Raw genomic sequence first — 13,460 nt, 5'->3', positions numbered from 1 at the left:
TCCTCTCGTCTGTCGCTGTCCGGCCCGCTGCTGCGCATGGCGCCGCCCGGCCCGGCCTGCGGGGCTGCGGGCCGGCATCCCGCAAGGGATCGCCGGGTGCGTAAGGCTGTCTGCTCGTCTCGTGCTGCGTCCACAACATCTGGTGCTGTATCGGCGCAGTGCACACTATCTGAAGCGAGCGGGCGGACGGTTCAAGGACAATATTTGGGGGCGAACATCGAAAAGCCGATTGACAGAAGCTGCGCGTCGCGCCCCCGGACGGCGCCGACTCGAGGCCATGCCGGGCCGTCCCGATACGGGGCAAATCCGGGTGGATGCGGGATTATGACACCGCTTCGCAGCCTTAGCGGCGCGCGTCCCTGACCGTCCCGGATCTGTCCACATGCTTATCCCGGCTGCCCGGCAGGCCCGGCCGGAAATCCTGCCCTTGCAAAAAAGTCACGCTCGGTGACAACGGCATCGAGCGGCTGGTCCGTCGGCTCGACAGGCAGGGCGGGCAGCTGCTGGGCCGCCCAGGCCAGGCCGATCGCCACCGTGGGGCGGGCCGCACGCAGCAATTGAAGGGTCCGGTCGTAATACCCGCCCCCATAGCCCAGCCGGTTCAGCGCCGAATCAAACCCGACCAGCGGCACGATCAGCACCTCGGGGATGATCTGGGGCATCGAATCATCGGGATGGGCGGTGCCGAACGCGCCGGGGACCAGCGCCTCTCCCTGCCAGCGCCTGAACAGCAGCGGCACGGCCCGGCCAGTCACCACGGGCAGGCATACCGGGCCGTCATGCGCGGCCATCGCGGGGCGGGGATCGGCCTCGCCCCGCATCGGCCAGTAACCGGCCAGCGCCTTGCCCGCCCAGGGCGCGAGGGCTGCGCGCAGATTGGCGCTCAGCGCCGCTCCGTCGCCCTGCGCGGCCCGCGCGGCCAGCGCCCGCGCCCGCAGCGCGCCCTTGTCTAAAGCAGGATCCATGTCGCCAGCCCCAGGAATGCCAGAAATCCGATCACGTCGGTCAACGTGGTCACAAAGGTGCCTGCCGCCAGGGCCGGATCAAGATTCAGCCTTTCCAGCGTCAGGGGCACCAGCACCCCGCCCAGCGCGGCCACGATCAGGTTGATGACCAGCGCCGCCGCCAGCACCAGCCCCAGCATGGGCGAGCCATAGGCCAGATATCCCGCCATCCCCATCAGGGCTGCAAAGATCAGCCCGTTGATCAGGCCGACGATGGTTTCCCGCCGCACGACGCGCGCCGCGTTCGAGCTGGTCAGATCCTTGGTCGCCAGCGCCCGCACCGCGACCGCCAGCGACTGCGTGCCCGCATTGCCCCCCATCGAGGCGACGATCGGCATCAGCGCCGCCAGCGCCACGATCGCCTCGATCGTCCCTGAAAAGCGCGAGATGACAAAGGCCGACAGATTGGCCGTGATCAGGTTGACCAGCAGCCAGGGCGCGCGCTGGCGCACGGTTTCAACCACCCCGTCCGACAGCGAGGATTCCTCGCCCACCCCGGCGAGCTTGAGGAACTCCTCCTCGTGTTCCTCGTCCAGAACGGCCATGGCGTCGTCGATGGTGATGACGCCCACCAGCCGCTCGTCCGCGTCCACCACGGGGGCCGAGATCAGGTGATACTGGTTGAAGGCATAGGCGACCTCGCCTTCTTCCTGCAGCACGTCGATGGTGCGAAAGCTGTCCTCGGTGATGTCGCGCAGATGGGTTGCCCGCTGCGCCGACAGCAGCCGGCCCAGCGTGACATAGCCGACCGGGTGGCGGCGCGGATCGACGAGGATGACGTGATAGAACTGGTCGGGCAGCCATTCGGCCCGGCGCAGAAAGTCGATCGCCTCGCCGACCGTCCAGTGTTCGGGGGCGGTCACCACCTCGGACTGCATCAGGCGGCCGGCCGAATATTCGGGATAGGTCAGCGATTGCTCGACCGCGACGCGGTCCTCGGCGTCAAGGGCGGACAGGATCTCCTCGCGCTCGGGCGCGTCCAGATCCTCGACCAGGTCCACCACGTCGTCGGTGTCCATCTCGCGCACGGCGTCGGCGACGACCTTGCGGGGCAGCTGCTCGATGACCGCCTCGCGGATCGAATCGTCGATCTCGGTCAGGATCTCGGCATCGATCTCGCCCGAGTAAAGGCGCAGCAGCCGCGCCCGCCGCTGCGGGTTCAACTGCTCGATGAGGTCGGCGATGTCGGCGCCGTGCACCGGCTCGAGCAGGGCGTTCAGGACCGCGCCGTCGCCTGCGTCGATCGCTGCCTCGATGTCGGCCACCAGCGCGCGGGCGGGGACGAAATCGCCGTCTTCGTCGTCGGAATCGCGCAGGTGGGTTTCGGTCATGGCGGCACTCGGCTTGGGCAAGGGGGCAAACGCGGCGCGACCATAGGCGCGCGGGGCCTGCGGGGCAACGCCGCGCGGCCGCCCTCAGCCGGCCAGGATCGCCAGCGCCGCGGCGTGCAGCTCGGCGCTGGCCGCGGCGATCACGCAGCCGCCGCCATGCGCAGGATTGCCCTGCCAGTCGGTGACGATCCCGCCGGCTGCCTGCACCACCGCGATGGGCGCCACGATGTCATAGGGCTGCAAGCCCGCCTCGATCACCAGATCGACCTGCCCCAGCGCCAGCAGCCCGTAGGCGTAGCAGTCAAGCCCATAGCGCGTCAGGCGGACGCGGCCGGCCACGCGCCGGAAGGCGGCCGCCTGGTCGGGGGTGCCGATCTCGGGGAAAGTCGTCATCAGCGTCGCGCGGTCAAGCTCCACCCCGCGGCGCACGCCCAGCGGCCGCTCGCCCTGCGGCGCAGACAGGCGCGCGGCGCCCAGGCCCCCTTCCCACCGCTCGCCGGTCCAGGGCTGGTCGATGATGCCATGGATCGGCCCCTCGGCATCGGCCAGACCGATCAGCACCCCCCAGCTTGGCGCGCCGCACAGATAGGCGCGGGTGCCGTCGATCGGGTCCAGCACCCAGGTCAGGCCGCTGCTGCCCGGCACGGTGCCGTATTCCTCGCCCACGATGGCATCGTCCGGGCGGCGGGCGGCCAGAATGGCGCGCATCGCCCGCTCGCAGGCGCGGTCGGCCTCGGTCACCGGATCAAAACCGGCAGCAAGCTTGTTGTCGGGCGACAGCGCATCGCTGCGAAAGTGGCGCAGCGTCTCGATGCGCGCCGCATCGGCCATCGCGGCCGCCGTGGCGCGCAGCTCGGCGACAAGACGGGGGTCGAGAGGCGGTCGGGGGTCCGTCATCGGCAGGGCCTCGCGCTGGCAGGGGCATCAGCACGGCTTTACAGCCCCCGCCGCCCGGCCGCCAGCCGACAAGCAGGGGCAAGACCCCCGCCCCTGCCCCTGTCAGGCCGCCTGCGACAGCACCCGCGCCAGTTCGAAGATCTGCCGGCGCTGCGCCTCGGGGATGGCATAATAGGCCCGGACAAGCTGCAGCGCCTCCTTGTCGGCCAGAACGCCGCGCTCTGCCTCAAGCGCCGAGGCATCAGCCAGCCCCTCGAAGAAGAAGGCGACGGGAACATCCAGGGCACGGGCGATGTCCCACAGGCGCGATGCCGACACCCGGTTCATGCCGGTTTCATATTTCTGGATCTGCTGGAACTTGATCCCCACCGCCTCGCCCAGCTGCTGCTGGGTCATGCCGACCGTCCAGCGACGATGGCGGATGCGCTGCCCGACATGCTCGTCAACAATGTGCTTCATCGGAAACCTCGTGCAATCTGGACGGGCAGTAGCCTTCCCCGGCGCAATCAGCGAGAACTATTGCGTGCCAAGGGCTTGGCTCTGTCTAAAAAGACAGGCCCGGCCGCGGGTTTCGCCCCCCGCAGGCTGCGCATGCACCAGAAAGGAGTGTTCATGGATCGAATCATCCGCATCCCGCAGGCCGGCGCCCCGCCCGAACTGGCCTCGCAGCCCTGCCCCGCGCCGGGCGAGGGAGAGCTGCGCGTGCGCCTGCATGCAGCGGCCCTGAACTTTGCCGACCTGCTGATGGTCGATGGCAGGTACCAGGACACCCCGCCCTATCCCTTCGTGGCAGGGATCGAAGGGGCGGGCGTCGTCGAGGCCGCCGGACCCGGCGCCACCCTTGCCCCCGGCACCCGCGTGGCGGTCAGCGGGCAGGGCACTTTGGCCGACCGGGGGGTCTTCGCGCAGGACGCCTGCGTGCCGATCCCGGACCGCATGCCGATGGAGGCGGCGGCCGGCTTTCTGGTGGCCTATGGGACCAGCCATCTGGCCCTGACCGGGCCGGGCGCGCTGGCGGCCGGGCAGACGCTTGCGGTGCTGGGCGCGGGCGGCGGGGTCGGCCTGACCGCGGTCGAGATCGGCGCGGCCCTGGGCGCGCGGGTGATCGCCGTGGCCCGCGGCGCGGGCAAGCTGGCGGCGGCGCGGCGCGCAGGCGCGGCCGAGCTGATCGACAGCGCCGAGACCGCCGACCTGAGGGCGGCGCTGCGGGCCATGGGGGGGGTCGATGTCCTGTATGATGCGCTTGGCGATGCGCCGGCCGAGGCGGCCTTCGGCGCGCTGCGCCACGGCGGGCGGCACCTGCTGATCGGCTTTGCGGCCGGAAAGCCGCCTGCCCTGCCGCTCAACCACGCGCTGGTCAAGAACATCGCGATCCACGGGTTCTACTGGGGCGGCTATCGCACGCTCGCGCCCGAGCGCCTGCGCGCCAGCCTCGACGCGCTGCTGACCTTGCAAGAGGCAGGGCGGCTGCGCCCCGCGCCCCCCACCGTCCTGCCGCTGGAGGACGCCGCGCAGGCCTATGATCTGCTGCGCGGGCGCGGGGTCGTGGGCAAGGTCGTGCTGTCGATCGCCCCCGAGCCGGCCGGGCCGGCACCAGCCCCCGCGCGGGGATGAAGGCGGCGCCCCTTGCCGCGCCCGGCCTGATCGGCGGGGCGGGCAGGATGGCGCATGCGCCCCGGTAAAGGGGGGCGCCGCCCGCTGCGCGGCAAGGCGGAAACGCTGCGCCCGGCTGCTTGAAAAACATCAGGTCATTGCCGATATTCCCCCCGTGGACCGGCACGTCGGCCGGCCCTTGCAGAGGAATTGACATGGCTGACTTCAACACGCTCCGCCGCCCGGCTACGACGTCGGGACGTGCAGCGGCCTATGATGAGGGCCTGCGGGCCTATATGAACAAGGTCTATGGGATGATGGCCGGCGGCATGGCCGTCAGCGCCGTCATCGCCTGGGGCTTTGCCGAGATGGCCGGCGGCCCCGGCCAGTGGACCGATTTCGGCCGCATGATCTACATGTCGCCGGTGCGCTGGGTCATCATGTTCCTGCCGCTGCTGATGGTGATGGGTTTCGGCGCGGCGCTGAACCGGCTTTCGGTGCAGGGCGCGACGGCGGTGTTCTATGCCTTCGCCGCGGCGATGGGCGCCTCGCTCAGCTCGATCTTCCTGCGCTATACCGATGCCTCGATCTTCACCACCTTTCTTGCCACGGCGGGCGGCTTCGCGGGGCTGTCGCTCTATGGCTATACCACGCGGCGCGACCTGTCGGGTGTGGGCCGCTTCCTGGTGATGGGGCTGATCGGCCTGATGATCGCGATGCTGGTCAACCTGTTCGTGCAATCGAACGCGGTTGCCTTTGCGGTGTCGGTGATCGGGGTGCTGATCTTTGCCGGCCTGACCGCCTATGACACGCAGCGTATCAAGAACACCTATCTGGAACTGGCCGGTTCGGGTGACGACTTCCTCGGCAAGTCGGCCATCATGGGCGCGCTGACGCTGTATCTCGACTTCCTGAACCTCTTCACCTTCCTGCTGAGCTTCATGGGCCAGCGCGAAAACTGATCGGGTTTCACCACTGCGGTGCCTTGGGGCCGGCCGTTGCGCCGGCCCTTTGCGTTGGGACATGTCCCGCTTGCGTGCCGCCGCCATTTCGCGCAATCAGGGGCCAGCGCGGCCCCGTAGCTCAACTGGATAGAGCAGGGACCTTCTAAGTCCAAGGTTGAGGGTTCGATTCCTTCCGGGGTCGCCAGCGCGCCGCGCCGGCCTGCGGCCAGCACGGGCCATAGCGGGCGCCATCACAACGGGGCCAAGATGCCCCGGTATGCTGCCGGTCAGGCCAAGCAGAATGTTCCGCGCTGCCTCAGGCCTGGGCAAGAGGCAGCGTCATGAACACGCTCATCGGGTCGGGGCGATAATCGCCGAAGGGCTCGCAGGGCACGAAGCCCGCAGCGGCATAAAGCATGCGGGCAGGGGCAAAGCTGTCCTGCGCGCCGGTTTCCAGCGACAGGCGGGTCATGCCCTGCGCACGCGCCGCGGCGATCAGGTGATCGACCATGCGGCGGCCAAGGCCCCTGCCCCGTTCGTCGTTCAGGACATGCATGGACTTGATCTCGCCCTCATGCGCGCCGATCCGCTTGATCGCGCCCATCCCGATGGCAAGCCCGTCCTGCCGCATGACATGAAACTCGATCCCCTCGGCGGCCAGCGCGGCGCGGTCCATCATGTGGATGGATTCAGGGGGGGTATCCGCATGGCAAAAGGCGCTGTGGCGATCAAACAGCCGGTCGAGATCATCCTGGTCGGGCCGTTCCGGCGCGATCGTGATGGCCATCGGCATCGGCGGCTCTAATGTGTCCATGGCGCACGCCGATCGGGCGAGAAATTCTCGCCATAGCCGCGGGGGCGCACATTGGGCGCGCGCCGGTGCGGCTCGGTCACGACATAGTCGAGGCCCTGCGCCTTGGCATAGGTCTCGGCCTCGGCCCGCGTGTCGAAATGCAGGCTGACCTGGGCCTGGGTATCGGCGCTTGAGGTCCAGCCCATCAGCGGATCGATGCCGCGCGGCTCGTCATGCGGAAACACCATCACCCAGCCCTTGGTGCGGGCGGTGCCGGACTGCATCGCATTGCGGGACGGCTGATAGATACGGACCGGCATGGCTTCCCCCTGGACGACGGACGGTGATCGGTTTGTGCCGCAGACGGGCGCGGCAATCAAGGCGCCGCGGCATGTCGGCGGGGCCAGGCAGCCCGGCAAGCTGTTGGGGCAATGACAGCGCCGCATGGCGCATCGGCCCGACAGATGCGCCATGCGGCGGGAACAGCCTGCCCGGACAGGCGTTCACTTGCTGTCGCAAACAGGAGAATGCCCATGTCCCGCGCCCTCGCTCGTACACTCGCCCCGGCTGCTCCGGGGATGATCGGCGCCCTGATGCTGGGCGCGGCGCTCGCGCTTATCCCGCTGCTGGGCCATGCGCAATCACCGGCCGGCGGCACCGCGCAGCATGCGGCGGCCGCGATCCGTGATGCAGCCGGCAAGGATGCGGGCACCGCCACTGTCGCGGCGACGCCTTCGGGGGCGCTGCATGTCATGGTGGATCTGGCCGGACTGCCCCCCGGCCCCCACGCCGTTCACATCCATGAGACGGGCCAATGCGATGCCCCCGATTTCAAGACCGCGGGGGGCCATCTGGCCGGCGGCAAGCAGCACGGGGCGCTGTCGGCGGAGGGGATGCATACCGGCGATCTGCCCAACATCGAAATCGACGCCGATGGCAAGGCAAAGGCCGAGTTCTTCATCCCCGCGACCCAGCTTGCCGCGGTGACGGACGCAGACGGGGCTGCCTTTGTCGTGCATGGCGGGGCCGACGATTACGTCTCGCAGCCTGCGGGCAAGGCCGGCGACCGGATCGCCTGCGGGGTCTTCCAGCCCGCCGGCTGACGCATCAGGGGGCGGCCGTCCAAGGCAGGCGGCTGCCCCCGCCTTGCAATCACCCGCCGGGCACCCCACCCTTTGCTGTTCCCGCGCGCAGGTTTCCGATGGCCCACAACAATACCAACGCCCCCATGCCGCTGATGGCGGAAACGATCCGCCGCCCCAAGCTGGAAGGGGGGCGGCGTTTCGTCATGCAAAGCGAATTCCGGCCCGCAGGCGATCAGCCGACCGCCATCGCCGACCTGTCGCAAGGCGTGCGGGCGGGCGAGAGGGACCAGGTGCTGTTGGGCGCCACAGGCACCGGCAAGACCTACACCATGGCCAAGGTGATCGAGGAAACCCAGCGCCCCGCCATCATCCTTGCGCCCAACAAGACGTTGGCTGCCCAGCTTTACGGCGAATTCAAGGGCTTCTTCCCCGAGAACGCGGTCGAATACTTCGTCAGCTACTATGACTATTACCAGCCCGAGGCCTATGTGCCCCGGTCGGACACCTACATCGAGAAGGAATCGCAGATCAACGAGGCCATCGACCGCATGCGCCACAGCGCCACGCGCGCGCTGCTGGAGCGGGACGATGTCATCATCGTCGCCTCGGTCAGCTGCATCTATGGCATCGGCTCGGTCGAAACCTATTCGGCCATGACCCAGGACATGGTGGTGGGCCAGTCCTATGACCAGCGCCAGTTCATCGGCGAACTGGTCGCCCAGCAATACAAGCGCCTGGACACCGCCTTTCAGCGCGGCGCCTTCCGCGTGCGCGGCGATGTGGTCGAGCTCTGGCCTGCCCACCTCGAGGATCGCGCCTGGCGGTTTTCCTTTTTCGGCAACGAACTGGAATCGATCACCGAGTTCGATCCCCTGACCGGCGCGCGCGAGGCCGATTACAAGCAGATCCGCATCTATGCCAACAGCCACTATGTCACGCCCCGCCCGACATTGCAGCAGGCGATCAAGGGGATACGGGCCGAACTTCAGATCCGGCTGAAACAGCTGACCGATGAGGGCAAGCTGCTGGAGGCCCAGCGGCTCGAGCAGCGCACCAATTTCGATCTTGAGATGCTGGAGGCGACCGGCGTCTGCAACGGCATCGAGAACTACAGCCGCTATCTGACCGGCCGCGCGCCGGGCGAGCCGCCGCCGACGCTGTTCGAGTTCATCCCCGACAACGCCATCGTCTTTGCCGACGAAAGCCATGTCAGCGTGCCGCAGATCGGCGCGATGTATCGGGGCGACTTCCGGCGCAAGTTCACGCTGGCCGAGCACGGCTTCCGCCTGCCCTCCTGCATGGACAACCGCCCGCTGAAGTTCGAGGAATGGGACGCGATGCGCCCGCAATCGGTGTTCGTCTCCGCCACCCCCGCGCAGTGGGAGATGGACCAGGCGGGCGGCGTCTTTACCGAACAGGTCATCCGCCCCACCGGCCTGCTGGACCCGGTGATCGAGATCAGGCCGGTCGAGACGCAGGTGGACGACCTGCTCGACGAGGTGCGCAAGGTCTCGGCGCAGGGCTATCGCACGCTGGTCACGACGCTGACCAAGCGCATGGCCGAGGATCTGACCGAATATCTGCACGAACAGGGCATCCGCGTGCGCTACATGCACAGCGACATCGACACGATCGAGCGAATCGAGATCCTGCGCGACCTGCGCCTTGGCGCCTATGACGTGCTGGTCGGCATCAACCTGCTGCGCGAGGGGCTGGATATCCCCGAATGCGGGCTGGTGGCGATCCTCGATGCCGACAAGGAAGGATTCCTGCGGTCGGAAACCTCGCTGATCCAGACGATCGGGCGGGCAGCGCGGAACGCGGACGGGCGGGTCATCATGTATGCCGACCACATCACCGGCAGCATGGAACGCGCGATGGCGGAAACCGAACGCCGCCGCGCCAAGCAGATCGCCTATAACGAGGCGCATGGCATCACCCCCACGACCGTTCGCAAGAATGTCGAGGATGTGCTGGCCGGCCTGTGGCAGGGCGACACGGATCAGGCGCGGGTCACGACCAAGGTGGGCAAGCCGCTGGTCGGATCGAACCTCGCCGCGCATCTTGACGCGCTGCGGGTGCAGATGCGCAAGGCGGCCGAGAACCTCGAATTCGAGGAGGCAGCCCGCCTGCGCGACGAGGTCAAGCGGCTTGAGGCGGTCGAGCTGACCATCGCCGACGATCCCCTGGCCCGCCAATCGGTGGTGGAGGAAGCGGCCGAGGCGGCCACCCGCGCGCAGGGCCGGTCGACCGCCGGCCGCGCCGGCCAGCGCGGCGGCAACAAGCGTAGCAAGCGGCGGGGATAAGCGCCTGTAAGCGGCACCCCGCCGGCACCAAGGCTGTCCCCTGGCGACCGGGCGGCTGATTTTGCGATCACTGCTGACGCCATGCAGGCGCAGGCGGGCTGAAGATCATGGGGCCGGGCCGCTGCCCCGCCCAGGCCGGATGAATGCAGCCGCTCTGTTGCGGAAAGGCCCTGTCGGCGTGTGGCGGCCTGAAGGACAATCCTCCGCGCCCATGGATCGCGCGGCAATCAGGCGCGGCGCCGCCCCGCCCCTTTCCCGGTCTCGTTGCCCGGACGCATCCGGCCCGGTTCTTTCCCGGCACTGCAGGCGCGGCCGTAATCCTGTTTCCTCGTGCCAGCGCCTGGTCGCCCGCGCCCCTTGCGCACCCGCTGATCCGCGCCTCCGCAAGCTCGGGCCGGGGCTGACGGCTGCATGACGCACAGACCGCCGGTCCGCTCGCGGGCGCGGCGCGGGGGATCAGGCCAGTTCGCCCTCAAGCGAATTCGGGGCGCTGGCCCTGATGCGCACCTGCACCAGATCGCCGGGCCGGGCCTGCGGGGCATGGACAAAGACCGAATGCAGATAATCCGACTTGCCCACCATCTGGCCCGGCAACCGGCCCGGCTTTTCGAACAGCACGCCCAGCCTGCGGCCGATCATGCCTTCCTGCGCCGCCCTTTGCTGGCGCGTCAGCAGCGCCTGCAGCTCCTGCAGCCGCGCATCGGCAATGCTGTCATCGACCAGCGGCCGGCCATGGGCGGGTGTGCCCGGACGCGGCGAATACTTGAAGGAAAAGGCGCTGCCGAAGCCGACCTGTTCGACCAGCCGCAGGGTTGCGGCATGATCCTCGTCTATCTCGCCCGGAAAGCCGACGATGAAATCCGAGGTCAGCATGATGTCGGGGCGCGCCGCGCGGATGCGGTCGATCAGGCGCAGATACTGCTCGGCGGTATGGCGGCGGTTCATCGCCTTCAGGATGCGGTCAGACCCAGATTGCACCGGCAGGTGCAGATAGGGCATCAGTTGCGCGATGTCGCGATGCGCCTCGATCAGGTCGTCGGCCATGTCATTGGGGTGACTGGTCGTATAGCGGATGCGGTCAAGCCCCTCGATCGCCGCCAGCGCCCGGATCAGCCCGCCAAAGCCGGACAGCCCGTCGCCATGCCAGCCGTTGACGTTCTGGCCCAGCAGAGTGATCTCGCGCACGCCGCGGGCGACCAGATCGCGCGCCTCGGCCAGGATGCGGGCGGCGGGGCGGCTGACCTCGGCCCCGCGTGTATAGGGCACGACGCAGAAGGCGCAGAACTTGTCGCATCCTTCCTGCACCGTCAGGAAGGCAGCCGGGGCGCGGCGGGTGGCGCGCCGCTGCGGCAGGTGGTCGAACTTGTCCTCGGCCGGAAAATCGGTGTCCACCGCCGGGCCCTGCCCCCGCGCCATGGCCGGCAGGCGGTGATAGGCCTGCGGGCCGACCACCAGATCGACGAGCGGCATCCGGCGGATGATCTCCTCGCCCTCGGCCTGCGCGACGCAGCCCGCGACCCCGATCCTCAGATCGGGCCGTTCGGCCTTGAGCGGCTTGAGCCGGCCCAGGTCGGAATACAGCTTTTCTGCCGCCTTTTCGCGGATGTGGCAGGTGTTCAGCAACACCATGTCGGCATCCTCGGGGCGGTCGGTTTCCACATAGCCCTCGGCCCCCATCGCCTCGGCCATGCGCTGGCTGTCATAGACGTTCATCTGGCAACCATAGGTCTTGATGAACAGCCGTTTGGGCGTCTGGTCGGTCATGGCGGCTTTCGGGGAGGGATCGTGTCGGATACACGCTGATAGCAGAAAGCCCCCCAAGGGGAAAGCCGTTGGCGGCCCTGACGCCAAGGCCGCGGGCAATGGCCCCGAGCGATCCCAGATCACCGGCTGCCCGTCGCAGGCACGCCGCGGCACGGCCCCCGCCCGGCACCCTGCCCGCGCCATCCGCCATTCCGCCGCCGCGCACGGCGTTGAACCCGGCGATCCGCCCGGATAGCCTGCCGCGCAAACGGAGGTTTCCACCATGGACGATAAAAGCTGGTCGGCGCGGGCCGAGGAATATTCGATGTATGGCTTCACCGACCTGCCCAGCGTCCAGCGGCGCGGGACGATCGTGCTGACCCATGGCGAGGGCCCGTATGTCTTTGACACCGAAGGGCGCCGGTGGCTCGACGCCAATTCGGGCCTGTGGAACATGGTCGCCGGCTTTGACCACAAGGGCCTGATCGAGGCCGCCAAGGCGCAGTATGACCGCTTTCCCGGCTATCACGCCTTTTTCGGGCGCATGTCCGACCAGACCGTGATGCTGTCGGAAAAGCTGGTCGAGGTGTCGCCCTTTGAACGCGGCAAGGTGTTCTACACAAACTCGGGGTCCGAGGCGAACGACACCATGGTCAAGATGCTGTGGTTCCTGCACCGGGCCGAGGGCAAGCCGGAACGTCGCAAGATCCTGACCCGCTGGAACGCCTATCACGGCGTCACCGCCGTCAGCGCCAGCATGACCGGCAAGCCCTATAACGAGGTGTTCGGCCTGCCGCTGGACGGCTTCATCCACCTGACCTGTCCGCATTTCTGGCGCGAGGGCAACCCCGGCGAGTCCGAGGCCGAGTTTGTCCAGCGCCTCGCGGCCGAGCTTGAGGCGACGATCGCGCGCGAGGGCGCGGACACCATCGCCGGCTTCTTTGCCGAGCCGGTGCAGGGCGCGGGCGGGGTGATCCCCCCGGCACAGGGCTATTTCCAGGCGATCCAGCCGATCCTGAAGCGGCACGGCATCCCGCTGATCTCGGACGAGGTGATCTGCGGCTTTGGCCGGACCGGCAATACCTGGGGCTGCCAGACCTATGGCTTTGTCCCCGACGCGATCATCAGCTCCAAGAACCTGACGGCCGGGCTTTTCCCCATGGGCGCGGTGATCCTGGGGCCGGAGCTGTCCGATCGCCTGGATGCCGCCATCGCCCCGATCGAGGAATTCCCGCATGGCTTCACCGCCTCGGGCCATCCGGTCGGCTGCGCCATCGCGCTCAAGGCGATCAACGTGGTGATGAACGAGGGGCTGGCCGAGAATGTCGTCAAGGGCGCCCCGCGGATGGAGGCCGGGCTGCGCCGCATCCTGCAAAAGCACGAGAATATCGGCGAGCTGCGGGGCGTCGGCTATATGTGGGCGCTCGAGGCGGTCAGGAACCCTGAAACCAAGGAGCCGTTCCCCGGCACCCTGTCGGTCAGCGAGCGCATCGCCAACACCTGCACCGACATGGGGCTGATCTGCCGCCCGCTGGGCCAGTCGATCGTGCTGTGCCCGCCCTTCATCCTGACGGATGAGCAGATGGACGAGATGTTCGACAAGCTCGACGGGGCGCTGGCGCAGGTCTTTGACGGCCTGCGGGCCGAAGGCGTGATCTGATCGCGCACACCCACGGCGCATCCGCCCGGCGGCAGGCGCAGCCGCCGGGTCCCGTCGCCTTGCGGTTGACCGGGCCGGGGGCGCCGGGCTAACAGGCGGCTTGC

General features: G+C 68.5%; 12 protein-coding genes and 1 tRNA gene. 6 read left to right on the top strand and 7 right to left on the bottom strand.

Annotated elements, in window-relative coordinates:
- Positions 1–386: 386 nt before the first annotated feature.
- From B0A89_RS12125 to B0A89_RS12110, 4 genes are all read right to left on the bottom strand, one after another.
- Positions 387–965 carry a 5-formyltetrahydrofolate cyclo-ligase gene (locus tag B0A89_RS12125; RefSeq protein WP_085378375.1) on the bottom strand — a complete coding sequence of 193 codons (579 nt, stop codon included), beginning with the start codon at positions 963–965 and terminating at the stop codon, positions 387–389.
- Complete coding sequence (gene mgtE, locus B0A89_RS12120; protein ID WP_085378374.1) at positions 950–2,335, bottom strand: magnesium transporter; 1,386 nt, start codon at positions 2,333–2,335, stop codon at positions 950–952. Before mgtE ends, B0A89_RS12125 begins: the two co-directional genes overlap by 16 nt.
- An 84-nt stretch (positions 2,336–2,419) precedes the next feature.
- Positions 2,420–3,232 carry an inositol monophosphatase family protein gene (locus B0A89_RS12115; RefSeq protein WP_085378373.1) on the bottom strand — a complete coding sequence of 271 codons (813 nt, stop codon included), beginning with the start codon at positions 3,230–3,232 and terminating at the stop codon, positions 2,420–2,422.
- Between the two features lie 102 nt (positions 3,233–3,334).
- A complete protein-coding gene (locus B0A89_RS12110) occupies positions 3,335–3,691 on the bottom strand; it encodes a helix-turn-helix domain-containing protein (RefSeq protein WP_085378372.1) in 357 nt (118 codons plus the stop codon).
- A gap of 153 nt (positions 3,692–3,844) precedes the next feature.
- Here B0A89_RS12110 and B0A89_RS12105 point away from each other — a divergent pair, with 153 nt between their 5' ends.
- From B0A89_RS12105 to B0A89_RS12095, 3 genes are all read left to right on the top strand, one after another.
- Entirely contained in the window at positions 3,845–4,846 is a 1,002-nt protein-coding gene (locus B0A89_RS12105) for an NADPH:quinone oxidoreductase family protein (protein ID WP_085378371.1), read from the top strand.
- 194 nt (positions 4,847–5,040) lie between these two features.
- The gene (locus B0A89_RS12100) at positions 5,041–5,787 is read left to right on the top strand and encodes a Bax inhibitor-1/YccA family protein (protein ID WP_085378370.1); all 747 of its coding nucleotides are present in this window, start codon (positions 5,041–5,043) and stop codon (positions 5,785–5,787) included.
- Positions 5,788–5,897: 110 nt separating this feature from the next.
- Positions 5,898–5,974, top strand: a tRNA-Arg gene (locus B0A89_RS12095).
- Between the two features lie 111 nt (positions 5,975–6,085).
- Here the strand turns inward: B0A89_RS12095 and B0A89_RS12090 are convergent.
- Both B0A89_RS12090 and B0A89_RS12085 read right to left on the bottom strand, forming a co-directional pair.
- A complete protein-coding gene (locus B0A89_RS12090; RefSeq protein ID WP_240558544.1) occupies positions 6,086–6,583 on the bottom strand; it encodes a GNAT family N-acetyltransferase in 498 nt (165 codons plus the stop codon).
- Positions 6,571–6,882, bottom strand: coding sequence for an ETC complex I subunit (locus tag B0A89_RS12085; protein ID WP_085378369.1), 312 nt, complete (start codon positions 6,880–6,882; stop codon positions 6,571–6,573). The genes B0A89_RS12090 and B0A89_RS12085 overlap by 13 nt, the downstream gene beginning before the upstream one ends.
- 213 nt (positions 6,883–7,095) lie before the next feature.
- Between B0A89_RS12085 and B0A89_RS12080 the strand changes: the two genes are divergently transcribed.
- Both B0A89_RS12080 and uvrB read left to right on the top strand, forming a co-directional pair.
- On the top strand, positions 7,096–7,665 hold the full coding sequence (locus tag B0A89_RS12080) for a superoxide dismutase family protein (protein ID WP_240558543.1): 570 nt from the start codon (positions 7,096–7,098) through the stop codon (positions 7,663–7,665).
- Positions 7,666–7,763: 98 nt separating this feature from the next.
- A complete protein-coding gene (uvrB, locus tag B0A89_RS12075) occupies positions 7,764–9,953 on the top strand; it encodes an excinuclease ABC subunit UvrB (protein ID WP_085378367.1) in 2,190 nt (729 codons plus the stop codon).
- 456 nt (positions 9,954–10,409) lie between these two features.
- Here uvrB and miaB read toward each other — a convergent pair whose 3' ends face one another.
- Complete coding sequence (gene miaB, locus B0A89_RS12070; RefSeq protein ID WP_085378366.1) at positions 10,410–11,717, bottom strand: tRNA (N6-isopentenyl adenosine(37)-C2)-methylthiotransferase MiaB; 1,308 nt, start codon at positions 11,715–11,717, stop codon at positions 10,410–10,412.
- A 262-nt stretch (positions 11,718–11,979) separates the two neighbouring features.
- Here miaB and B0A89_RS12065 point away from each other — a divergent pair, with 262 nt between their 5' ends.
- Entirely contained in the window at positions 11,980–13,356 is a 1,377-nt protein-coding gene (locus B0A89_RS12065) for an aminotransferase (RefSeq protein WP_085378365.1), read from the top strand.
- Positions 13,357–13,460 lie beyond the last annotated feature (104 nt).

It is taken from the genome of Paracoccus contaminans, from assembly GCF_002105555.1.
In the GTDB taxonomy this organism is placed as follows: Bacteria; Pseudomonadota; Alphaproteobacteria; order Rhodobacterales; family Rhodobacteraceae; genus Paracoccus; species Paracoccus contaminans.
The sequence above is the reverse complement of the archived record's forward strand: the minus strand, read 5'-3'. Positions and strand labels throughout refer to the sequence as shown.